14 protein-coding genes and 1 tRNA gene are annotated in these 24127 nt (G+C 48.9%); 4 read left to right on the forward strand and 11 right to left on the reverse strand.

The window, feature by feature from the left end; translation table 11 throughout:
• Positions 1-43: 43 nt before the first annotated feature.
• The 5 genes from amrB to OR1_RS07390 all read right to left on the reverse strand — a co-directional run bounded on the left by amrB (position 44) and on the right by OR1_RS07390 (position 6151).
• A complete protein-coding gene (amrB, locus tag OR1_RS20665; RefSeq protein ID WP_052440314.1) occupies positions 44-1483 on the reverse strand; it encodes an AmmeMemoRadiSam system protein B in 1440 nt (479 codons plus the stop codon).
• The gene (gene amrS, locus OR1_RS07375) at positions 1480-2580 is read right to left on the reverse strand and encodes an AmmeMemoRadiSam system radical SAM enzyme (RefSeq protein ID WP_082002853.1); all 1101 of its coding nucleotides are present in this window, start codon (positions 2578-2580) and stop codon (positions 1480-1482) included. Before amrS ends, amrB begins: the two co-directional genes overlap by 4 nt.
• Positions 2581-2626: 46 nt before the next feature.
• A complete protein-coding gene (locus OR1_RS07380) occupies positions 2627-3040 on the reverse strand; it encodes a PPC domain-containing DNA-binding protein (RefSeq protein WP_041970993.1) in 414 nt (137 codons plus the stop codon).
• 193 nt (positions 3041-3233) lie between these two features.
• The gene (locus OR1_RS07385; protein WP_082002859.1) at positions 3234-3785 is read right to left on the reverse strand and encodes an Hsp20/alpha crystallin family protein; all 552 of its coding nucleotides are present in this window, start codon (positions 3783-3785) and stop codon (positions 3234-3236) included.
• 74 nt (positions 3786-3859) lie between these two features.
• On the reverse strand, positions 3860-6151 hold the full coding sequence (locus OR1_RS07390; RefSeq protein WP_041970994.1) for a fused MFS/spermidine synthase: 2292 nt from the start codon (positions 6149-6151) through the stop codon (positions 3860-3862).
• Between the two features lie 366 nt (positions 6152-6517).
• Here OR1_RS07390 and OR1_RS07395 point away from each other — a divergent pair, with 366 nt between their 5' ends.
• Complete coding sequence (locus tag OR1_RS07395; protein ID WP_041970995.1) at positions 6518-8218, forward strand: methyl-accepting chemotaxis protein; 1701 nt, start codon at positions 6518-6520, stop codon at positions 8216-8218.
• Between the two features lie 25 nt (positions 8219-8243).
• Here OR1_RS07395 and OR1_RS07400 read toward each other — a convergent pair whose 3' ends face one another.
• Positions 8244-8699, reverse strand: a complete 456-nt coding sequence (locus OR1_RS07400) for a hypothetical protein (protein ID WP_041970996.1) — start codon at positions 8697-8699, stop codon at positions 8244-8246.
• Positions 8700-9073: 374 nt separating this feature from the next.
• On the opposite strand from OR1_RS07400, the gene OR1_RS21995 reads away from it, so the two are divergent.
• The gene (locus tag OR1_RS21995) at positions 9074-16996 is read left to right on the forward strand and encodes a chitobiase/beta-hexosaminidase C-terminal domain-containing protein (protein WP_272946193.1); all 7923 of its coding nucleotides are present in this window, start codon (positions 9074-9076) and stop codon (positions 16994-16996) included.
• 63 nt (positions 16997-17059) lie between these two features.
• Here OR1_RS21995 and OR1_RS07410 read toward each other — a convergent pair.
• From OR1_RS07410 to radA, 4 genes are all read right to left on the reverse strand, one after another.
• Positions 17060-17135: transfer RNA gene (locus OR1_RS07410), tRNA-Ala, on the reverse strand.
• 59 nt (positions 17136-17194) lie between these two features.
• Positions 17195-19567 carry a GAF domain-containing protein gene (locus OR1_RS07415; protein WP_041970998.1) on the reverse strand — a complete coding sequence of 791 codons (2373 nt, stop codon included), beginning with the start codon at positions 19565-19567 and terminating at the stop codon, positions 17195-17197.
• 48 nt (positions 19568-19615) lie between these two features.
• Complete coding sequence (gene dksA, locus OR1_RS07420) at positions 19616-19972, reverse strand: RNA polymerase-binding protein DksA (RefSeq protein ID WP_041970999.1); 357 nt, start codon at positions 19970-19972, stop codon at positions 19616-19618.
• 89 nt (positions 19973-20061) lie between these two features.
• Positions 20062-21411, reverse strand: coding sequence for a DNA repair protein RadA (radA, locus tag OR1_RS07425; RefSeq protein ID WP_041971000.1), 1350 nt, complete (start codon positions 21409-21411; stop codon positions 20062-20064).
• 121 nt (positions 21412-21532) lie between these two features.
• On the opposite strand from radA, the gene OR1_RS07430 reads away from it, so the two are divergent.
• Together OR1_RS07430 and OR1_RS07435 are read left to right on the forward strand one after the other, a co-directional pair.
• Positions 21533-21829 (forward strand): hypothetical protein, encoded by a 297-nt coding sequence (locus OR1_RS07430; protein WP_041971001.1) that lies wholly within the window; start codon positions 21533-21535, stop codon positions 21827-21829.
• A gap of 148 nt (positions 21830-21977) precedes the next feature.
• Positions 21978-22958, forward strand: coding sequence for a beta-ketoacyl-ACP synthase III (locus OR1_RS07435; RefSeq protein WP_041971002.1), 981 nt, complete (start codon positions 21978-21980; stop codon positions 22956-22958).
• Position 22959: 1 nt separating this feature from the next.
• On the opposite strand, the gene OR1_RS07440 is transcribed toward OR1_RS07435, so the two are convergent.
• The gene (locus OR1_RS07440) at positions 22960-24018 is read right to left on the reverse strand and encodes a CheR family methyltransferase (RefSeq protein WP_160295224.1); all 1059 of its coding nucleotides are present in this window, start codon (positions 24016-24018) and stop codon (positions 22960-22962) included.
• Positions 24019-24127 lie beyond the last annotated feature (109 nt).

Raw genomic sequence — 24127 nt, forward strand, 5'->3', positions numbered from 1 at the left:
ATTCAGATATGCTACAAGATTGAAAGGCTGAAAACAAGCAGAACTACTCCTTGACCACCTCGGCTGTGAATCTGGAAAGCTTTGCCCTTTTCCAGCCATCTGCCGGAAGACCGGCCTTAAGAGACAACTGTTCAAGGTAAACCGCACGATTCCACCCCTGCTCCACCGGCACCTGGGGGAGAAACACCGCACTCTTCCCCCCTTTCTCAAGATAGAGTCCATGGGTGCCTATAGTTACAGCCCCGATGTCAGATATCACTTCCAGAGGAGAAAGAACCGTTACTTCCAGATGTAATCCCGGCAGCTCTTCAGGTCTTACCGGCGGGAATCTCGGATCATGGCTGGCCGCGGATCGCGCGTTCATGACAACGGATCGCGCCAGGGGCATCATCGGAATGATATTGCCGATGCAGCCACGTAAATTGCCGGATTTATCATTGATCGTCACGAAACTTGCTCCATCAGCCTTGAGTCTGATTGTAGAAGGTGGCGTCTCGACAAATGGCTTCTTATTGACATGACTATCCAGTGAACGCCTTGCCAACGCGACCAACTCCCGTTTTTCGGCCAAGGCGAGTGAGGAGCGGTATATCCCCATCGCCGCATAACCCACTACTTTCTTATTATCACCGGTGACATCGCCGGAGTCCGCATAGCGATAGAGCTGGCCGTTGGTAGCACCCAGGCTACGAACTGCTGCCAGGGCATAAATAAGCGGATAGCCACCGCAAGCCTCTCCGTTACCATTGGAAAGCAACCCCTCAAGGTCGTTCACAGATAACCTTTCCACGGCATCGATCACGGTCCTGTCCATTTGACCGGCAGTTTCCCGGTCATGGTAATGCGACAGGTCAGAGCTCACAATTAATACTGTCTTGGGGTCCTTGAGTGCCTTGGCAAGGCTCTCGGCAAGCGATTGATATGATTCCCTGGTGGGGGCACCCACAATTACAGGCACTATTGAAGCGGCGGGAAGCACACGCTGGATAAAAGGGAGTTGCACTTCCAGAGAATGTTCCCTGGCAAAAGGATTCCGGTCAAAAACAACTCCAGATTTTTTGTCAAGCAGTTGCGCGGCGATCTTTTCATTTACCGCAACAAGCCCGAGAGGCGTCCGAAACGATCCTTTTGCATAAACAGCCGCACCGTTCAGGTGGGTGTAGTGGCTTGGCCCCAGCAGGATAACCGTGGTTACGCCGCTGCCTTTAAGCTGAGCATAAGAGTTAGCTGCCACGGCACCGGAAAACTGATAGCCGGCGTGGGGGGCCAGCAAAGTGAGCAACCGGCCTTGAGCCTCCTGCTTTCCGGCAGAAGCCATGAAACCGTCAACGGTCTTTTGCAGAATAGCCTTGTCTCCCGGATAGAAGGCGCCTGCCACGGCAGGCTCCTTGATCTCGGCGCTGCAACCGCACGACATGAAGAGGGTACAGCAAAACACCACAGGCTTCAGGAATCGGCCGATTTTCCCGAACAAACCATTCATCCCCATCTCCCATGAAGCTTATATCCGCAGTATGCGCAGGCGCTCCCAGCCAGATGTTTCTCCAAAACACTGAACCCTGACCTTTTGACCACCAGTTTCGCACATTTGGGACAGTAGGTGTTATTCCCCGCATGTCCGGGGAGATTGCCGATGTACACGTATTTGAGGCCGGCCTTACGGGCAGTTTCCCGAGCCTTTTCCAAGGTCGACACAGGGGTTGGCGTGATGTGGGTAAGTTTGTACAACGGGAAAAACCTGGAAAAATGCAGCGGCGTCTCAGCGCCGAGGTTTTGCCGTATCCAGTCGGCCATTCTGCGAATAGTCACCAGGTCATCGTTTTGGCCGGGTATGACAAGGTTGGTCAATTCCAGCCACACACCGGATTTTTTCAGCGTCTTCAGGGTTTCCAGAACCGGTTCGAGATCAGCCTCGCACATAGAGCGGTAGTATTCGGGAGTAAAGCCTTTCAGATCGATGTTTGCTGCATCAAGAACGGTGCATAGCTCCCGGAGCGGCTCCTGCCTTATATATCCGTTCGAATGATATACATTCAACAGCCCTTTAGAACGGGCAATCTTCGCGGTATCCAGCATGTATTCAAAATATGTTGATGGTTCCGTGTAGGTGAAGGCAATGCTGCGGCAACCTTTATTCAGGGCAGTCATAACCAGATCAGCCGGCTGCATGGCATAATTCATGGTTTCCGCAGGGGAGGCCTGGGAGATGTCCCAGTTCTGGCAAAACTTGCAGCGCAGGTTGCACCCAGCGCTGGCAATGGAAAAGGAACGGCTTTGGGGAAGGTAATTAAAGAACGGTTTTTTTTCAATAGGATCGACATGAATGGCGCAGGGAGCTGCGTATCCGAGGGAATAAAGGGTACCGCCGGTGTTGCGCCGCGCCCGGCAGAAGCCAGTGCTTCCTGCCGGGATATCGCATTGACGTGGACAAAGCCGGCAACCGACAGAATTGCCGGCATTTTTCTGATAATAACGGGCCTCCTTCTTCAGGAGAACCCCTTTATTAATTATTTCCCTTGCCTCCGCCTTCATGGCAAGAGATGAACAGAGTAGCAACTTGAGAAAATCCCTTCGCTTCATGTCAAGGATTATAGCCCAAGCTGTCCAGTCAAGTCAAAGCCGGCGATTACCCTTCGTAAAGCGCCTTTTCCCATAACAGCAAACCGGTATCGTTATCAACAACCCTTCGAGGCGGTTCACCCGCAAAGGGGATAATCGTGAATTCTACGGCAAAAACACTGCACCCCTGCAGGCAGTGGCCACCCACAACAATGCCGGCATTCCCGGATACGGCAAGATGCAGATGCACAAACGGCTTGTCATCTCGAAGAGATATGTTTCCGGAACTGGCAACTATTTCGTGGGGAGCATCAAAATCCAGCTCCCGATATGCTCGAATCTTCTGATCGTAAAATGATAGCCTGGCCCGTTTCAATGACCCCATTACCTGGACCGTCCCGGCCTTGATCCCCTTTTTGGCAGCAATCTTATTCAATTCACGCAGCATGTCTGCCTTGAATGGCAGTTTTCCGATAATCATCCTCTTCCTCCTCGCTAAATTGCCGGCTCTCCGACATAAACAAGCGACCAGGGGCCACCCCAAAAAAAGAGCCTGCCATTCATAAATCCAACTTCTATTGACGTTAGTATAAGCAGAGATTCAAAATTGGCAAGTTAGGGCATAAAAATGGACTGTCCCTCCGGTCGAGGAGCAGTCCGGTCTTCATCACATTTTACTCAATAGTTATGGTTTTCGCTTCGTTCCTAACTTCTCTAGGCACCCTGATTTCAAGCACTCCGTCTTTATAGGATGCTGTGAGCTTGTCAGTTACGCACCCTTCCGGCAAATGAAGGGTTCTCAAGAACGACCCGTACGAACGTTCGAGTCTCAGGTAGTCCTTCCTTTCGACCCGTTCTTCAGTCTTCTTCTCGCCGGATATGGTCAGGTTGTTATCAACGAGCCTTACGCTTATGTCCTCCCTGTTCATCCCCGGCAACTCGGCTTTCAAAACTACCTCGTTGCCAGCCGTGTAAACATCCACAGAAGGAGTCATCTCGCCCTCACCTCTGAGATCATGCAACAACCTGCTAATTGGTCGGAATCCGTAATCAAACAGGAATGGGCGATGCATGCTCTCTTCCATCCATCTTTCCATCTCGTCAAGCGTTGACCAAATCCCCCCGCCTTTCCTCTCAAGGGACAACTCCCTTTTTACCGGTACATCGGTTCTTTTGCCATGCCCATGGGTCAGACCTTTGGCTTCGGTCTCTTTTCTTTCTTCCATATGGCGCCTCATGAGCTAACACCTCCTTTTTTCGGCATTTTTCTAAAATAATTATACCAAATTGAAATTGAATGTCAATATTCGCACGCCCCGCGCACCGATCCCGTCCCCAAGGTTTTGACAAACAATATGGCGGTAGCTACCTTAATTAATGCCAAAGCAATAAATGCCCCTTTCATCCCAAGGGCAGGAAGCAGAATGATCCCACCAAGAACACCCCCGACGCACCCCCCCAACAGATCGGCTGCATACATGACACCCGCGCCCTTTATTCTTTCAGTGCCTGCAGTTGTGATATGCGGTTTTTCCAGATTTTGGTAGAGCCTGCTTGCTACAGGATATGTAATTCCGGTCAACACCCCTGTAAGGACAACAGCCCCAAGCAATGCAGGGAGACGCACCGGCTCAAAGCCCCCCTGTTCAAGAGCTACCAGGAAAAATGCCAGTCCGAGCAGCATTACGATCATTGCCGACTCCAATACCAACACAATTCGGATGTCTGAATATTTTCCAACTGTCTTGGTAGTGGCAAGATAACTCCCTGCTGCAATCCCTGCCATAAACAGGGCAAGCAGCATCCCGACAAGGTGAAAGAGGTTGCCGTAATACACCTGGAACAGTGTCATCAACAGCAATTCGCCCAGCATCGACGACATTCCGGTCCCGGCAACGGCAAGAGTAATTGCGGCTTTACGGGAATTGCGGACACACAACGCCACTAACAGCGCCGATGTGAGCAGCCCTATCAGCCAGACACCATGTAGCCCTCTCGCAAATCCCAAGACAGTCGAAAACGATCTCGTATGCACCAATGATTTGTAAGCAAGATTCAAGTACATCAAATCCGGTGAAAAATCTTGATTGACGATTGACGATCCCGGCTTGGCTAATTCCCTGGAAACGATTTCACGCTCCTCTTCAGCCAATCGGGAAGAAAGGTGCTCAGGCGTGAGCAGTCTGGTTTCAACCCGTCTCTCTACTTGGCGTTTGGACATCAATTCCGCATCGGGATAAGGAAAAACCGTTTCCCCAGCTAACAAAATATTCCTGTCTCCCGGGACAACGATTACTCCGGCAAACACAGCTTTAAGGGTGGCTAAAAGGCAGGTATTAAGTGATCTCAATTCATCGTTATAATAAGTTTGTGAACCCTGGCACGGGACTACCAGCATTCCCCCGTCCCTGAGCACGGATTTCAACCGTGAGAAAAACTGGCGCGTAAAGAACCTGTTCGACTGGAGAGTCTCAGGGAGTGGCATGTTTATCATTGCGACGTCGTATCTCTTACCTGTTTGCCCAAGGTAGACTCTGCCATCATCAATAATCAGCTTAACTTTTGAGTTTAAAAGCTCTCGTTTGGAGATATCTTCCGGAAGCTCCAGGATGCTCTTCAGAAACAGCGGATCTGGTTCCAGATAATCAATGCTTCTGACCGAGGGGTGCTTCAACATCTCGGATATGAGCCCGCCAGCTCCGCCGCCGATGACCAACAGATCACGAGGATTTTGGTGCATAAGCAACGGTAGGTGCGCCAGCTCTTCAACATATTCGATATCCGGCACCGGTAGCGTAATCTGGGGCAAACCGTCAGTGAAGAGTGTATGCTGACCGTCGGACTCGACAACAACGATATTCTGGTAAGGTGAATTTCTATAACTGACGACCTTCTTTCCTTGCCATTGCCAAGCAATGCTATTTTTATGGACCAGTTCACCAATACCGGCAAATAACATTGATATCGATAAAAGACTCGATAACAGCACAGCCACCCTCAACCAAGAACTCTGGCATGCGGTAAGAAGAAAACTGCAGGCAATAGAGTTTATTACGGCAAGCAAGAGTGCAATTTCCAAGCTGTTCAGACGGGTCACGAGAACAAAACTGGTCAGAATACCCCCAATTATGGAGCCAACGGTCTCCCAGGAGTAGGTAAGGCCTACCGCATGGCCGCGGTTGGGCTTTGTGATATCCACAATTTTGCATGCCGATATAAAGAGGAATCCATGAGCTGCGGAAACAGGAAGGAGCACGGCTGCGGAAACAGCCAATAACTGCCAAATATCCGAAGATACTTCGACCGGAATCCCCAAAAAGGGCTTCCACACCCTAGCAAACAGAATTGCCATTGGAAAGAGAACAACAAACGCAAACTGTGCTTTGGCAAACCCTAACACGGGCGCGATCGGCAATCGCTTTGATCGTTCGGCAGTGACCGCGCCAAAGGCTTCTCCCGCGACCCACAGCGCAATATAAATCCCCATAAGGAGTTCGTTCCCTGAAAAAACCGTCAACAATTCCCTCAGCAGAACGATTTGCGCCGCCATACCACTAAATCCCAGCACCATGATCAAACCAATGACTGACATCCAGACCTCTAGTTAGTTTCCATCCGGAAAGGGTTCTTTCCCCCCCTGGCGGTGTCAATCTACGGGATCGCTTGTGCGACGTACAGTAGTACGCCTCCGCGCAATCCCTTGATTTCCTTGCCAGGACGAAAAATCCCTCCTTTCCGATCCGTAAATAAATAGTTTCTCATCCGGAGTTTCCGGATGGAAACTAGTTAATTACTGGGTAGCTTGGATGGATCCGAAATTAAACGTAAATCTTTAGCGCTCCAGTTGTCAAACAATGCGAATAGCCATAGCTGACCGTATTGCACACCATCGATTATCCGTTATAATTTGTTTTTCTATCCCGTGGGAACTTGACGATCAAAGGTGGAAATCACGAGCATGAATCTGAAATTCGGTTCACAGCTGATCAAAATTCTCTTGATTCTGGGGATTATCGTAGCTCTAGTCGGTGTGATTGCAATCATCAAACTTTCGGCGTCCTATCAGGATATTGTTGAGAATTTTTTGTTCCAGGTTGTTGGCGGGGTGGTTATCCTGGAAACAGCCCTATTTGTAATCACTTTCTGGATATACAACAAGCGAAAGCTCCTGTCCCGGGTAAACCGTTTGGCGTATGCACTAGAACGAGGAGCTGACGGCGATCTCACCATCCGAGTTCCGGCAACGGAAAACGACGAAATCGGGCAACTGGGCCGCAACCTTAACTCAATGCTTGAGAAGCTAAGCGAGTTCGTTGAGAGAGTCAACTCCTCTCTGCGAGAACTGCGCAATATATCCCAGAACACAACAAATGCCGCAGGACAGTTGGTAAATGCCGCTGAAACTCAGTCTGTCGCGGCAAAGGAAACCTCAGGCGCAGTGGAAAAGATCAGCAATTCGATTGAATTACTTTCGAAGGAAATCGACAAGGTTGCCCAATCAGCATCACATAATTCCGGTGCAATTCGCATGATGTCCACAAGCCTTGATCTGGTTGGGCAAAACATCGACATGCAGTCAATGGCTATAGACGAGGTCAGCTCTTCTATTTTCCAAGTAGCCGCCGAGGTCAAGCAGATTGCGAGCAATGTCAACAGTCTCATGGCTGCCTCGACAGAAACGACATCCGCAGCGGCGGCAATGGACGTATCGATCAAGGAGGTGGAGCGTAATGCTCAGGGAGCGGCGGCAATCACGGAAAACGTAAAGCGTGACGCCCTCGTGGGACAGGAGACCGTTGCGGCGACAATTTCGGGAATAACGGAAATCCGTAACTCCACTCAATCAACCTTCTCAGCAATTGCAAGCCTTTCCAGCCGAGTCAAGGCTATCGGCAACATTATATCGGTTATTAATGAGCTGGCAGAGCAAACCAATCTTCTTGCTCTCAACTCGGCAATTATTGCCGCACAAGCTGGGGAACACGGCAAAGGGTTTGCCGTAGTCGCCGACCAAATCAAAGGATTGGCAACACGTACACGAAATTCGACCCAAGAGATTGATGAACTGATTTCAGCTATTCAGAAAGAGACGGAACAAGCTGTCACTGCAATCAAAATAACCGAGCAGAAGGTCGGTGAAGGTGAACGGCTTTCTCAGAAATCCGGGGTGGCTCTCCAAAAGATGGTCGGCGGCATGGAGGAGTCCCTTCGGCAGGTCAGCGATATTGCCGAAGCTACTGTAGAACAGGCAAAGGGTAGCCAGCAGATTCGTCAATCAATGGAACTCATTTCAAACATGGTTGCCCAGATTGCCAAATCCAGCCGTGAACAGGGGGCAACCAGCGAGTTGATAATATCTGCCGTAGAACGGATGAAGGAACTTACCGTAAACGTACGCTCGTCAAGCCATGAGCAGCGCGAAATTGGCACCAACATTGCCGATTCTACCGGCAAAATGGGCCACATAATCAGCGAACTGGAACGGTTGCGTAGTGAACAGTCCGAAAGAAGCGGCGAAATAAGAAAGGCAATGCAAGAAATGGACAAGGCAACCAGCGAAGACCTGTCAGCAGTCCATATTATGGAAGAGGGAGTTGAAAATCTATCCCGCCAGATAGGTCTCCTGCAGTCAGAAATGGCAAAATTAAAGGTTAATTAGTCTGGTCCACTTTAATCTCAAGTCGTTATCTGCAATTTGTCGGCGGATATTTTTTCAAGCTGTACTCAGTGCAATATTTATCGGGCATGAGCCTGCAGGCTTCTGCCATATCAGAACAACCGCTATTAATAACGTTTGTGTATTTTTCGTTGCTGCCCGGGTCAATTGCGAAATACAGTAACGCCCTTTGAAACAAAACCTTTGATTTAGAAACATTATCCCCGGACAAGTTCACCGCAGCCACAAGACTATTCAACGCATCATCATAAAATCCTATCTGCTGAAAACATCCCCCTATTAATTGATAGAGTTCGACTTTTTCGTTATTGCTGAAATAGCCTTTCTTAAGGTGATAGTTCGCAATCTCAATGCACTGTTCCGAGTCTCTGCTTTGCAGACGTCTGTACACATCATTATAAGCTGATTCAAATGACGTGCAGCCCGCAAGAAAACAAAGAATCAACGATAGATAGCGGAACACGTTTATTTATTACCCCTTAACAATTTCTAGCACCGAGGGGAATATAATCCATCAATTTGAGATTTGGCAAGATGAATTCATTGGATAATATATTCGCTTCTGATTCCCCACACTCAGATTAAGCCTTATTGCTTTTTGCCGGCATAATCCGATGATATAACTGAACCTGCTGCCAACCCCCAGCGCTAACTACTGAAAATTCAACATATTAGCAAAAGGTGTGATATTTGCAGTTAATTTTTTGGCAAAAATCGGCCTCTTTTCAAGCCGTTGCCGATTTTTTTGTGAACGGCCGGAGTCGATACGGCCTTAACCTCGGAGGATGTATGTGTTTCTCTGCGCAAACATGCAAAGTTCTGCTTTTCAACACTATAATGGTCAGGCTACCTAATCCTCTTATTGTTCTCCTTTGTTGGCTTATAATCTCGGGCAGCGCCAGTGCCAATGTTTTTCCCCGGATTACTGCAGGGGATTCCCATACTGTCGCATTGAAAACCGATGGCACAGTCTGGGCGTGGGGCAAAAATAATTCCGGACAGCTTGGTAACGGTTCAAACGCAAACAGCTCCATGCCGGTACAGGTCACCGGAATAAACAATGTAATTGCGATAACCGCTGGTTACGCCCATACAGTCGCGATAAAAAGTGACGGCACAGTTTGGGCTTGGGGTCTTAACAGCAGTGGTCAACTCGGCACAGGGGATTCCAATGACCACTCCACACCGGTACAGGTAACTGGTTTAAATGAAGTGATCGCGGTGGTTGCCGGTTATGGCCATACTTTAGCACTCAAGGCTAACGGTACGGTCTGGGCATGGGGACTTAACAACAAAGGCCAGTTGGGAAACAACTCCACCAGCAATTCCAATACCCCTGTACAAGTAAGCAATCTGGCTTCCGGAGTTATTGCAATTTCCGGCTCAAGAGGGCTTCACAACATGGCCCTCAAAAATGACGGAACCGTCTGGACCTGGGGGAGTAATGACTATGGGCAGATCGGGAATGGCGGCGCAACCCCGTATAACACCGCACCAATTAGTGTAAGCAGTGGCGCAATAGCGATTTCTGCAAGTGCACTGAGCTCAATCGTTCTTAAATCAGATTACACAGTTTGGGCATGGGGCGACAATGCATTCGGACAATGCGGCTTGGACCCTTACTATGATCCGACCATCTTTTATCCAACCCAGATTGCCGGAATTGCCAATGCAATAGCCATTTCTTCCGGAGACAACCAGACCATGTCGCTACTGGCCGACGGAACAGCTGTGGCTCTTGGCCGGAACGATTACGGGCAACTCGGCAACAATCCCGGCGCACCTTCATATTCCCCGGTATCTGTTTTAAACCTGAACGGTATAGTATCAATTGCTTCCGGTGCCAACCACACAATGGCTATCAAGGATAATGGCACCTTCTGGGGATGGGGGCTGAACGACAACGGACAGCTCGGCATCTCAACAACTGACAACATGGGCTTTCCCGCAGTTTCACCAATGGGCTCACTTATCACTCCCCAGGTGGCAGCCGGCTATAAACACACAGTGGCCCTGAAAAACGACGGGACTGTCTGGGCATGGGGGCTGAATGATCACGGTCAATTGGGAAACGGCTCAGGAAACAGTTCGGTACCTGTACCAATTAACAGCATAAGTGGCATTGTTTCAGTTGCCGCAGGCTACAAACACGGTGTAGCGCTAAAAAGCGACGGATCGGTCTGGTCTTGGGGAGCAAACAACCGTGGACAGCTGGGCAACGGGTCAACAAACGAAAGCAATACCCCGGTCAAGGTCAATAACCTTTCCGGCATCACTGCCATAGCGTCGTCCAGAGGGAATCACGTTCTGGCATTAAAGAACGATGGCACGGTCTGGGCTTGGGGAGCCAATAACTCAGGGCAACTTGGGAACAACAGCGCGCCCACAGACAGCACCATCCCTGTTCAGGTCAATAATATTACTGGGATATCATCTATTTCCGCAGGTCCCAACCACTCGGTCGTTCTGAAAACCGATGATACCGTCTGGGCTTGGGGAGACAACGCTTTCGGACAGCTTGGTCAAGATCCTTTAACCATGCCGACCAGAAACATACCGATTCAGATTCCCAGCATAGTGCAGCCTGTTGCCGTTGATGCAGGAGATTATCATACCGTTGCCCTGAAAAATGATGGCACTGTTTGGGGCATAGGACTCAATACAAACGGCCAGTTGGGAGACGGATCTTCGACAACAACTTTTACACCGGTACAAGTTAGTAGCTTAAACGGCACCAGAATAATATCGGCCGGGGAACTCTATTCTTCGGCAATAAAAGCCGACGGCACTGTTTGGGGATGGGGAGCAAATGGTAACGGGCAGCTTGGTAACAATGCAACAGCTGACAGTCATTCGCCTGTTCAGGCCAACTTGTCCTCCAAGGCGAGTACAATGTCAGCAGGGTCCGGCCACACCATAGCCGCCGCTACCGACGGAACCGTTTGGGGGTGGGGACTGAATGACAGCGGCCAACTCGGGAATGGCTCATTAAACGGAGCCATCATTCCGGTAAATATTTCAGACATCTCCCTGAATATCTATACGCCAAATACAGTCGCCACTCCTGCAGGGGGAACATATGCTTCTGCTCAAACTGTCACTCTGACGTCAAACGGCTCAATAGCGATTTATTATACTATTGACGGCACCACTCCCACATATCCCGTCACTGGTACCACCCAGCAGTATACAAGCCCGATACCGATCAATAGTTCCACTGCACTTAAATTTTTTGCTGTGGACATTGCAAACAATATCGAAGCAGTCAAGACCCAGGCGTACGTAATCGCTCTCCCGCCGATCACCACTGCGAGCCCTGCCGGAGGTGTCTACACGTCCTCTCAGTCAGTCTCGCTAAGCTCTAACGAGCCCGGAGTTATCTATTACACAACTGATGGCTCGACACCCACATACCCGGTTTCCGGGAATACGCAGATATACTCCGCACCTATCACAATCAACATCAATACCACCCTCCATTATTTTGCACGGAATAATAACGGTATTCAGGAGTCGGTCCAGTCACTGACTTACACGATTAACACCCTCCCGGTGACAACGGCAACCCCTGCAGGTGGAACTTATACCACGCAACAAAACGTTACGCTTTCATCCAATAAGCCGGGAACCATATACTTTACGGTCGATGGCTCCACTCCCTCATATCCGATTACTGGGACCACTCAAACCTATAGCGGGCCAATTGCTATCAGCTCCAACATCATCCTCAATTTCTTTACCAGAGATATCGACGGCAATCAGGAAGCAGTACAGACCCAAACCTACACCATGAACATTCCGCCGGTAACAACGGCAACCCCGGCCGGAGGGTCATACACGTCAGCACAGACCGTAACGCTTTCATCTAACAAGCCTGGGACCATTTACTACACCGATGACGGCTCTATGCCGACATACCCCTCATCAGGGACTACCAAGGAATACAGCAACGCCATTATCATCAGCTCTTCCACGATTCTCAGATACTTCACAAGGGATGTTGACGGGAATCAGGAATCGGTCCAGACACAGACATATACCGTAAATATCCCACCGGTGACAACCGCAGAACCTCAAGGAGGAACTTATCCATCGGGTCAAACCGTAACCCTGACTGCGAACAAGTCAGGCAACATTTACTATACGCTGAATGGCTCCGACCCAACATATCCGGTAACCGGGACTACTCAGACATATAGCGGGCCGATAACTCTCAGCTACACTACAACCATCAAGTTCTTTGCGCGAGATACTGACGGTAATCAGGAAGCAATCCAGACCCAGGATTATACTATCCTTCAAAATCTAACGGTTACAGTAGCCGGGGGAAGCAGCAGCAGGGTCCACTCAACACCTTTGCCTGACATTGATTGTTCCGGGACCTGTTCTCAGGATTACACTAGCGGCACCGTTGTTCAACTTACAGCTGCACCAGCGGCAACCGATGTGTTCTCAGGATGGTCAGGCGGTTGTACCGGCACCGGGACTTGCAGTATTACAATGAATTCTGCCAATGCCATAACGGCCACATTTGCGCCCAAGACAGTAATTGAGACTGCTCCTAAAGTAGCTGCAGGCCATTATCACTCTCTGGCGCTAACAAGCGACGGTACGGTCTGGGCGTGGGGGCAAAACAATGTCGGTCAGCTAGGCGACGATAGCGCTACCAACAGCAACGTGCCGGTTCAGGTTGACACGACAAGCGGACTGGAAGGGGTGGTCGAAATTGCTGCCGGACTTGGCCACTCAGTTGCGCTGAAATCTGACGGTACAGTCTGGGCATGGGGAGATAATGCCTATGGCCAGATAGGTACCGGTGCTCCCAACATCGGCCTGCAATATTATTCTCCGGTGCAAGTATCAGGCATTTCAGGAGTAACCAAAATTGCTGCAGGTGAGTACCATACGCTGGCCTTGAAAAACGATGGGACTGTTTGGGCTTGGGGGCGTAACAATCTGGGGCAGCTTGGCTTGGGAGACAGCACGGACAGATCCGCACCTGTGCAACTGACCGGAATTGATGGCATAACAGCAATCTCGGCAAAAGGCAATTTTTCCATTGCTCTTCGCAGCAGCGGGGAAGTTGCTGCCTGGGGGCACAACGGATATGGCCAACTGGGCAATCAAACCTATGTCAACTCTGAATCCCCAGTGGCAGTTCAAAGTCTTACAGGGGTCATAGCTATTGCAACCGGCTACAACCATGCTGCGGCATTAGCAAGCAACGGCTCCGTCATGGCATGGGGCGAAAACATTGCCGGTGGACTTGGTGACGGCACCGATCAGACCAGCAATATTCCGGTGGCGGTCAGTTCTCTAAACGACGCAGTTTCAATCTCTGCAGGCAACAGGTTTTCCGTTGCACTGAAAAGCAACGGCACTGTCAGTTCGTGGGGATGGAACAATTGGGGACAGCTGGGAAACAGCTCCAATGACGACAGTTGGACGCCAACCCTTGTTGCCGGGATTTCAGGTATCGCCGCAGTTTCCTCTGGAATTAATCACACCATTGCCATTCGCAATGATGGCTCGATATTCTCGTGGGGCGCCAATGTGTATGGTGGCCTGGGCAACGGATCAAACACCGACAGCAATACGCCTGTTGCAGTCTCACCACCGATTAACCTAGGTGCATCTCCTCCGAGTACTACTGCCAATCCGACAGGCGGCCTGTATGTTTCGGTCCAAACAGTAACTCTTACTGCAAACGAACCGTCAACCATCTTCTATACCATTGACGGCACGACCCCAACCAGTCCGGCATCAGGCACAACACTCGCTTACAGCACCCCGATAACGATTAACAGTTCTACCACCCTGAAGTATTTTGCCGTTTCACAGTCCTCGGCTCTGAGTGAAAACATAAAGACGATGAATTACACAATAAACCTAATACCAATAACAACTGCCTCCCCATCCGGAGGCACGTACAATACAGCACAGGCGGTCACGCTCTCTTCAAATAAGCCCGGCACTATATATTTCACAATTGATGGCACAGACCCAACCTATCCAGTTTCGGGATCAACACAGACTTATAGTTCACCAATCCCTATCAGCACCAATACTACGCTCAAATTTTTTGCCAGAGACACCGACGGCTATCAAGGGACTGTGCAAACGCAAATATACACGATGAATATCCCTCCGGTAACAACGGCATCGCCGGGAGGAGGCACTTATACAACAGTGCAAACAGTGGCTCTTTCATCCAGTGAGGCTGGAACGATCTTCTTCACCACTGACGGATCTACTCCTACATATCCAGTTTCGGGGGCAACGCAGGTTTACAGCTCCCCAATTTCAATAAATGCCAATACCACGCTCAAATTCTTTGCCAGAGATAACGACGGCAATCTGGAGGCAGTAAATACCCAGGCCTACATCATGAATATCCCGCCGGTAACAACGGCAAATCCGGCCGGTGGGACATATACAGCGGCGCAAACCGTGTCTTTGACCTCCAATGAACCTGGAGGGGCAATCTTCTATACCATTGACGGATCAACCCCTACATACCCTGTTTCCGGTTCTACGCTTACATACAGTTCTCCGATTACAATTAACAGCAACACAACGCTCAAGTTCTTCGGGCGAGACATTGACGGCAATCTGGAAAGCGTTAAAACGGAACTCTTCACCATCAATACCCCTCCAGAAACAACCGCAACTCCAATTGGGGGAACCTATCCACCCGGACAGACCATTTCGCTATCGTCCAGCATAGCCGGCAGCGTAATTTATTACACGACTGACGGTTCTACGCCGACCTATCCGACCACAGGCACTACCCAAGTTTATAGCGGCCCAATTACGCTAAATTCAACAACAACCCTTAAATATTTTGCCCGTGATCTCAGTGGCAATAAGGAAGCAGTGAAGACTCAGACATACACCATCAGCACGCTTCCTTACACCACTGCTACTCCTGCCGGCGGAACCTATACCGCTGTCCAAACCGTCACCCTCTCAGCTAACATGCCGGCGACCATTTATTTTACGGTAGATGGCACAGATCCAACTTATCCGGCAAGCGGGTCGACGCAGACATACTCAGGTCCGATTACAATAAGTGCCGATTCAACCCTGAAATATTTCGCCGTTGATGCCACAGAAAATCGCGAGGGGATTAAGTCCCAGACATACATTATCACCCTTCCAGTCCTTTACGAACTTTCAGTAACGGTCCAAGGCGGAAACGGGAGTGTTGTATCATCAACCCCGTCTCCGGATATAAGCTGTAGCGGCGTTTGTTCTCAGAACTATCAAAGTGGAACGGAAGTAACCCTTACCCCAAACGTTTCTCCTTCGGATATCTTCGTCGGCTGGTCGGGTGCCTGCACCGGCACTTCTACCTGCATAATTGCAATGAATGACGTGCAATCTGTTACAGCTAATTTTGCTTCAATTGGGGCTATTTCCACCGCTCCCAAGGTTGCGGGCGGCTACTGGCACACAGTTGCCCTGAAAGGTGACGGCACAGTCTGGAGTTGGGGTAACAACATGGATGGGCAACTGGGTATAGGCAGCTACTCAGCGGAGATGTCGCCCCAAAAAGTCACCGCTATTCAGGGCATAACAGCGATTGCCGCAGGGGATTATCACTCCCTTGCACTTAGAAACGACGGCACCGTATGGGCCTGGGGCTACAACAACTATGGGCAACTTGGTAATGGCACTGACCAACAGGCAAGCAATACGCCGGTTAAAGTAAAGAATCTAACGGGAATTATCGCCATTGCCGCCGGAGCCGGGCACTCCGTTGCCCTCAAAAACGATGGCACTGTCTGGACTTGGGGCAATAATGTCGATAGTCAGTTGGGCAACAACAGCATGGCCAAAAGCAACACCCCTGTTCAGGTCTCAGGGATAAGCGATGCCTCTGCAATTGCAGCAGGATGGCTGCATACTCTCGCCCTGAAAAATGACGGGACTGTATGGGCATGGGGATATAATGCCTATGGCCAGCTTGGTAATGCCCTCGGAACCCAGGTATATTGGCCGGTTCAGGTTTCCGGGCTTTCCGGCATCACCGCCATAGCTGCAGGCGGATATCATTCAGTTTCCTTAAAAAATGATACAACTGTTTGGTCATGGGGGAAAAACAACGAAGGGCAACTTGGTGATGCGTCAACAATCCAACGTGCTTACCCTGTGCAGGCGTCCGAAATATATAACATCACGAGCATAGCAGCCGGGGGGAACTACACGATCGCGTTGAATACTTACGGTGAGATTTTGATATGGGGAAATGATTCGTACTATTCTCACCCGTTTATGGGTTCTGTTGACAGTTCTACGCCGGTTTTAGTGAACGGGGTTGCCAATAACGCCCAGATTGCCGCAGGATATTACCATACCCTGGCAATGAACAACGACGGCTCCCTCAGCAGCTGGGGTTTCAACAACAGCGGACAATTAGGAAACGGTTCTACCGGCCTCAGCACTGCTCCGCTGCCAGTTGTTGGCCTAAACGTCTCGGCAGCAGCATGTTTTGCCAAAATCGACTCAGCATGTTTCGGTTCGATCGCAGAAGCATATCTAGCCCCACCCTCAGCTGGAACAGCAACAATACTCGCACAGAGCCGGACGTTTAATGAATCTTTGGATTTCAGCAGGGACACGAACATCACGATATCAGGAGGTTATAATGAAACATTCAGTTCAGACACAGGCAATTCCGAGCTGAAGGGACGTTCATTGGCCGTAATTTCCGGCTCGGTCGCTATCGGAAGAAATGTTACCTTGACAATATTCTGATTGGCAATCGTTACCATAATACGCAAAGAAGGGCCCCAAGACTTCAGGCCCCTTCTTTATTTATGGTGGAGATGAACGGGATCGAACCGTCGACCTATGCGTTGCGAACGCATCGCTCTCCCAGCTGAGCTACATCCCCGCACAGAAATTTTCTAGAGGCATAAAATACATCCATTCCGACTCCCTTGCAAGTGCAAATCACGCCTGCATCATAGGCGCAGGCGGTTCCGCAGGGAAAATGATAACAAATTCCACTCCTACGCCAGGATAATTGTTAACCTGAAGCTTGCCGCCGTGATTTGAGATAATCCGGTTGGCGATGGGTATCCCAAGACCTGTGCCGCTCTCCTTTGTGGTATAAAACGGGTTAAAAATATTGTTAAGTGCGGCTAGCGGGATGCCCCCCCCAGTATCGGCAACCTTGACAATCACCGCTTCTTTGCCTGCGTACCTCCCAGTAGTGGCAGTTACCCTAATTTCGCCCGCCCCACCTTGCATCGCCTCTTTCGCGTTCGTAAACAGATTGATGAAAACCTGCTTGATCTGTTGGCCATCTCCCAAGAAGGACAGTACTTTACTGGAGAAACTGCGCATCACAGTGATCTTACTCTCTTCGAAAGGAGGCAATACTACAGCAATCGCATCTTCAATGATCTCTTGCATGGAACAAACTGAATAGCACAATGTTGATTTTCGAGAGAAAGAAAGGATGTCTGACAACATTTTTTCAAGTCTAACGACTTCTCCAACAATTGTTGAGACATATCCCGACTCTTCCGATCCCTTTTGAAGCTTCCTCTGGAGACGTCGAGCAAACCCTCCTATCGATACCAATGGGCTCTTTAATTCGTGCGCAATTCCTGCAGCCATCTCTCCGATCGAAGCTAACCGCTCGCCGTGGATTAAACGCTCATGAGCATCACGCAGTTTCCGGTTGGCATCCTCTATCTGGCTGTATAACAGGGAACTCTCAATTGCCATACCGGCTTGATTCGTACAAAGCTCAAGAAAACGAAGTTCCTCCACTGTGCTTAGACGCGACGAATATGGATTATCTACGACAATGACCCCCAGAACCTTCTCTTTTGCCAGAAGGGGAGTTGCGGCAAATGAGTTAATCCCAAACCGTTTTACAAAATCGCGGTCAACATGTTTTTCCCGTAAGGCATCTGGAACATGCACCATTCTTCGTTCCAACACGGCTCTAGAAGACATGTTTTTTGATTTGTTCAGCTCTAATCTGGTTCCTCTTACTTCTGAGCTGAATTCAGAATTCTGTTGCCTTGCCATCTCCTCTTCGGTTATATCCCAGCGGCTTGTCAGAGAGATTTCAAAGTCAGCTTCAAGCAATGACTTGCTCAACCCGGTCGTCTTCGTTGTCACACCCAACATCCCCTGCATCACACCCGCGCGCTCGTTAATTAGAAATAACATTGCCCTTTCAAATAATGGGTTTGGGCCACAAGTAAGAGCAGATAGGATAAGGTGCATTAGCTTGTTCAGACGAATCGTAGACAGCATCGTATTGCTTAATCTGTACAACAGAGCCAATTCCTTCAACTTGTGGTTATTTTCCTGACTCAACCTCAAGACCTGTTGATAATTGACCGCTCCGGCAATTGCATTTGAAACCAGCAGGGCCATGCTTTCGAAGAGATCCCTGTCTTCTTCAGTAAAATTATCTTCTCCAGAGTTGTATCCTTTGCCGAAAAAGGTAACAGTTCCCTGAACGCGGTTTTCGAACTTAAGAGGAACACAGACATAAGAAAGCGGAAGTGCTTCATCCGAAACAAGATCACTTATGAGAAGGGATATCCCGCTATGCCTGACTTTTGCGGAACAGAGGTCTTCAATGCCGAGGAGTGTTGCCAGATTCTTTCTAGCTGAATGGATGACCCTATGCTGACGTAGTTTTGGGACGTTATCGACACCAGCGAGTCGAAAAACGATACAACACGAGCCGGTTTGACGTTGACAGGTTTCAAGCACAATAGGAACTAATGATTCGAGGGGAGCAGACCTATTCAGAAGAGCTCCGAGCTCACTTAAAATGGTTAGGTTATTTATCCTTCTTTGAGAAGCGGCCGAGATCCCGATCCGATGAATTATTCCGGCAATGACTTCCAGTAAGTCTTTAAACAAATCTAGATTCTGACCGGATGGGCCTTCAGAATCAGCCATGCCTAATGCAACCACACCATAAATGGTACGTTCGTCGAAAATGGGATGAGTATAAAAATATTGCTCGGTCCCCTTGGCGATCTCCTTTGGATGACGTACGGAAAAAGGCTCACAGAGGGGCTCCCGGCGAGCAGCACAACGTCCAGCTATGCCATGACCAATTGGAAGCCTGCACCGGTAAGATTGTTTGACTTTAGTAGAGGAAATTGCAGAAGAAAGATATCGGCGGCTATCGTCACAGATATAAATATTAACGGATTGGCAAGAAAATATTGATGCAAGGAATTTTGCAAGTGATTTCAGTCTTGACTGATAAGAAAGGGTGGCGGAATTGGCAATCCGTATCGCCCTACTTAAGAGAATGTATCTGTCCTTATCGGTCAAGGCCATACTACAACCGTCTCATTAATTTCGGAAAGTTGAAAAGCTTGGCAATATTTAAGGGAGTTTTTCTTTACGTTCCTGTTCCATCTTGCAATCTATACAAAGAGTGGTTACCGGCCTTGCCTTGAGTCTCGCCTCACCAATCTCTTCCTCACACATTTCACAGATTCCGAAGGAGCCTTCTTCAATGCGCTCAAGGGCTTCCTTGATTTTATTGATCAGTTTCCGCTCCCTATCCCTAATTCGCAATTCGAAATTTCTATCCGACTCCTGTGTAGCACGATCATTGGGGTCAGGGAAATTAGTGGTATCTGCCGTCATTTCTGAAACTGTTTTGCCGGCATCCTCCAATAATACCCTCATCTCCTCGAGAAGCATGCTCCGAAAGAATTCTATTTTCCCCGGTTCCATAATATCACCTCATGCTGCATCAACATTTTGAAATGAATAATATTATGTTAATGCCGATGCCAAGTAAAGAAATAATTCAACCTCTCCCCCTAAAACAGCCGCTCCAAAGCCTCTTCAAGCGTACGCACTCCAATCAATTCCACACCCGGGACGTTAACATGTTTTCTGCTCCCCGCCGGGAAAATACAGCGGGTAAAGCCGAGTTTAGCAGCTTCCCTGATTCGTTGATTAGGCTGAGTAATAGCCCTAACTTCTCCGGCAAGACCAATTTCGCCAAGAACAAGAGTTTGCGGATCAATAACCCTATCGAGATGGCTCGATGCCACAGCCAAGGCCATGCCGAGATCAGCAGCAGGCTCATTTATCCTTACGCCGCCAGCAACATTAAGAAAGATGTCGTGTCCGGAGAGAGATAAACCGACTTTTTTCTCAAGCACAGCCACGAGAAGGGCAATTCTGTTGTGGTCAACCCCGATTGTCGTCCTGCGTGGCGTTCCAAATGATGAGGGGCTCACAAGCGCCTGAAGTTCTACCAGCAGAGGTCTGGTCCCTTCCAGTGCCGCAGTGACAAGCGAACCGGAAACACCTATTGGCCGTTCGGACAGGAATAATTCCGAAGGATTTTGAACCTCTTGAAGACCACTATCTTTCATCTCAAAGACACCAATTTCATTGGTTGACCCAAAACGGTTCTTTACTGCCCTGAGGATTCGATAAGGATGCCCGGAATCACCTTCAAAATATAAGACAGTATCGACGATATGCTCAAGCACTCTGGGACCGGCAATTGCTCCATCTTTTGTTACATGCCCCACCAGGAACACCGGCACTCCGCTCCCCTTTGCATATAGCATGAGCCGCCCGGCAGTTTCCCTAACCTGGCTCACGCTCCCAGGCGCAGACTCGATGCCGCCCGTAAACACAGTCTGTATCGAATCAACAACCAGTGCCTTCGGATTCAGTCGGCCTACTTGAGCAAGGATCTTTTCAAGGGACGTCTCCGCGAGGAGATACAACTGTTTTTGGTCAACCCCCATACGACTGCCGCGAAGTCTTATCTGCTGAGCGGACTCCTCTCCGGATACATACAGCACCGGCTCGTCTCTTTTAGCAAGATTGTTCATTACCTGCAGCAGAAGAGTTGACTTGCCTATTCCGGGATCTCCGCCGATCAATACCAGCGATCCCCCCACCAACCCTCCGCCAAGAACCCGATCAAACTCTTCAATGCAAGTAGACAACCGGTGCTCTGCCGAAACGGACACTTCGCTTATCGGAAGCGGCAATGTCTCCGCACCAGCCAATTCAAATGGAATTTTTGATTTTGAGACCAACTCTTCGTGAATGCTGTTCCAGGTATTACAGTCAGGACACTTTCCCATCCACTTTGGAGATTGGTAACCGCAGTTATGGCAGACGTACAGTACCTTGTTTTTCATTTGCCTTCTCCAGGATCTTTTTATAGTTTTGTTGCATGACAATAGTTTTGATTGGAATTTTCATGTCAGCCCCATACCCGGTATTCCAGCCTCATAGTATCTCATTTTGAAAGGATCCATAATGAATTTCAAGGCTCTCTTGCTCTCGGCATTAGTTCTTCCCGGTCTCGGCCAACTATATAAGGGTGAAAAATTAAAAGGGATCATAATTATTAGCCTGGTGAATGTTTTTCTCCTGGCAGCCCTGTTCATTGTTCTGCAAAGCGCGGGGCAGCTAATTGCCAGCAAAGCCGCAGGCGTAACCGATATCGACGCAATTCTTGACACCCTTAAAACCAAAAGCTCTCCAGCGCGTTGGTTGTTATCAGCGTTCTTCTGCCTCTGGATTTTCGGGGCAGTAGACGCTGCAAAAAAATAATCTGTCAATATGGATAGGGCACTGCATTGCTTATTTTATTATTTTGACAAACAGTGTTTTTTTTGAGATAACAAATCGATTTTTTTCATGAAGACGATTACCCCCCCGGCTGCTTTTTCTGATTGAGGGGACGCTATAAGGACAGTCTATGCAATATGCACATCTGCTTGGCACCGGTGGAGCACTTCCTGACAAAGTTGTTGCCAACAATCATTTCTCCTATCTTGTCGAAGATGCTGATGAATGGATTCTTTCGCGCACCGGGATCGGAGAGCGGCGTTTTGCTTCCGAAAATGAATCCACGTCTGATTTTGCCACTGCTGCTGCCCTTAAGGCTATTGAAAATGCGGGGATCAGCCCTCTCGATATCGACTGCATCATAGTCGGCACTTCGACACCAGACATGTGCTTGCCCGCAACCGCATGCATGGTCCAGAAAAATATCGGGGCAAAAAATGCAGCTGCATTCGACATGAATGCAGTATGCAGCAGCTTTGTTTTCGCAGTGGAAACTGCGGATAATTTCATAAAATCCGGCAAATATAACACTATACTTGTTATTGGTGCTGACACCTATTCCAAGATATTGGACTTCCAGGACAAAAGCACATCCCCTCTCTTCGGAGACGGCGCAAGTGCCCTGTTACTCGGAGCCTCAAAAGAACGCAAAGGGATACTTTCAAGCCTTATCAAAAGTGATGGTAACGGTTGGGAACTGATACAGGTCCCGTCTTCTGGCTCCCGCAAGCCTGTCACTGCTGAAACTATCGCCAATAAAGAGACAACCTTCAAAATGGAGGGGAAAAAAGTCTTTATTTTTGCCACTGAAGTTATCCCTAAAATTATCGAAGAGGTTACTGAAAAGGCCGGCATCAGCCCCGATGAGCTCGACTACATCATTCCTCACCAAGCCAATGTTAGAATAATCGATTTCATTTCAAAAAAGACTGGAATTCCGAAAGAAAAATTCCTGCTGAACTTGAATCGTTACGGCAATACCGCAGCGGCTTCCGTTGGCCTGGCCCTTGATGAAAACCGCCGAAGTGGAGTTATCAAGTCTGGCCATCGTGTATTAATCATGGGATTCGGAGGCGGACTTTCCTGGGGGGGGATGTTGGTACAGCTCTGATTCACCTGCTGACTCCAGCAACGCCTTCACTAATCGGCATTATCTCAAGACCGTATTTCCTAAGCAATCCTTCCAATTCTTGAGCGGGAAATTTTCTTTTCCATCCGTCATGAAAACGGTCTGCGGCAAGCAATATTCCGCCATTATGCATACTTGTCACAAGGCGCCCCAAAACCTCCTCAATATCTTTATTGTCATGTAGTAGAGGGCCGCCTATTATCCCGTTACATATAATTATCTGATATTTTTCACATGGCTCCCAGCTCTTAAGATCTCCCGTCATGAAATTTATTCTGGCCCAACTGCCTGACTGGGCAATCGACCTTATATATCTCCGATACTGGGCTTCCCGTTGACTATCATGCGGGAAATATGCATGGGCTGCAGCAAAAACCTCCAACGGGCTTATTGTAACGCCAGATATGCTTATTCTTGACGCTTCAACCCCACATTTTTGCAGTAAAGCTGCCAGTTCATAGCTCCCTTCTCCGCTGCCGCAAGCTGCATCCAGACAGGTAATGTTAGGTCGGCAACTGTAATCTTGACTTCTCACCCAACTGTCGAGAAAATGCATTTGGCCTGGATACCGGCCGAACGATCCCCCGAATTGTTCCGGGAGAAACAAAGAAAACAAGAAACTTATTCGTTCCGCTTGGTTCCGTGTAAGACTATCAACAAGTAATGCCGGATTTACATTTTTATTCCTTGCGCGAAACATATCAAGAAATTCTAGCCATCCGTTAGATTTGAAGAGTATTGGAGGGGGATCAACTGTTCCCCGAATTGATAATTTCACAAGACGCAATAATGCCTGTCTGATAACCGAAAATTCCAGATAGGTTTCTGTGATACGGCTAATTTCGTTGGTTACCACCAAATGTTCATCCCAGCAGGGCGCCCGGCAAGAAGATACAAAGGTGGCAAATAGTTTTCCTAACCTGATAATTCTTCGTTCCAGATCGCTATCAACGATCCGCCCTTGAACAAAAAGGCGATTAAAGTTATTTTCAAACTGGGCGGAATTCTGCGTTGCCTGAAGGTTTAGGTGTAATTCTCTCATGAACAGGGAGCACATAACTTAAGAATGGGGAATTGGGCTGAATTGCGTTCGTTGATTACCGTAACTTTGCTGGTAGGCAGAAATGTTTACAGGAAAAGAACCGGACCTT

It is taken from the genome of Geobacter sp. OR-1 (assembly GCF_000813145.1).
GTDB lineage: Bacteria > Desulfobacterota > Desulfuromonadia > Geobacterales > DSM-12255 > Geoanaerobacter.

Excerpts from the sequence above, each read along its gene's own strand:
- amrB (WP_052440314.1), bottom strand. The coding sequence starts at position 1,483 with ATGAATGGTTTGTTCGGGAAAATCGGCCGATTCCTGAAGCCTGTGGTG.
- amrS (WP_082002853.1), bottom strand. The coding sequence starts at position 2,580 with ATGAAGCGAAGGGATTTTCTCAAGTTGCTACTCTGTTCATCTCTTGCC.
- OR1_RS07380 (WP_041970993.1), bottom strand. The coding sequence starts at position 3,040 with ATGATTATCGGAAAACTGCCATTCAAGGCAGACATGCTGCGTGAATTG.
- OR1_RS07385 (WP_082002859.1), bottom strand. The coding sequence starts at position 3,785 with ATGGAAGAAAGAAAAGAGACCGAAGCCAAAGGTCTGACCCATGGGCAT.
- OR1_RS07390 (WP_041970994.1), bottom strand. The coding sequence starts at position 6,151 with ATGTCAGTCATTGGTTTGATCATGGTGCTGGGATTTAGTGGTATGGCG.
- OR1_RS07395 (WP_041970995.1), top strand. The coding sequence starts at position 6,518 with ATGAATCTGAAATTCGGTTCACAGCTGATCAAAATTCTCTTGATTCTG.
- OR1_RS21995 (WP_272946193.1), top strand. The coding sequence starts at position 9,074 with ATGGTCAGGCTACCTAATCCTCTTATTGTTCTCCTTTGTTGGCTTATA.
- OR1_RS07415 (WP_041970998.1), bottom strand. The coding sequence starts at position 19,567 with ATGGCCTTGACCGATAAGGACAGATACATTCTCTTAAGTAGGGCGATA.
- dksA (WP_041970999.1), bottom strand. The coding sequence starts at position 19,972 with ATGGAACCGGGGAAAATAGAATTCTTTCGGAGCATGCTTCTCGAGGAG.
- radA (WP_041971000.1), bottom strand. The coding sequence starts at position 21,411 with ATGAAAAACAAGGTACTGTACGTCTGCCATAACTGCGGTTACCAATCT.
- OR1_RS07430 (WP_041971001.1), top strand. The coding sequence starts at position 21,533 with ATGAATTTCAAGGCTCTCTTGCTCTCGGCATTAGTTCTTCCCGGTCTC.
- OR1_RS07435 (WP_041971002.1), top strand. The coding sequence starts at position 21,978 with ATGCAATATGCACATCTGCTTGGCACCGGTGGAGCACTTCCTGACAAA.
- OR1_RS07440 (WP_160295224.1), bottom strand. The coding sequence starts at position 24,018 with ATGAGAGAATTACACCTAAACCTTCAGGCAACGCAGAATTCCGCCCAG.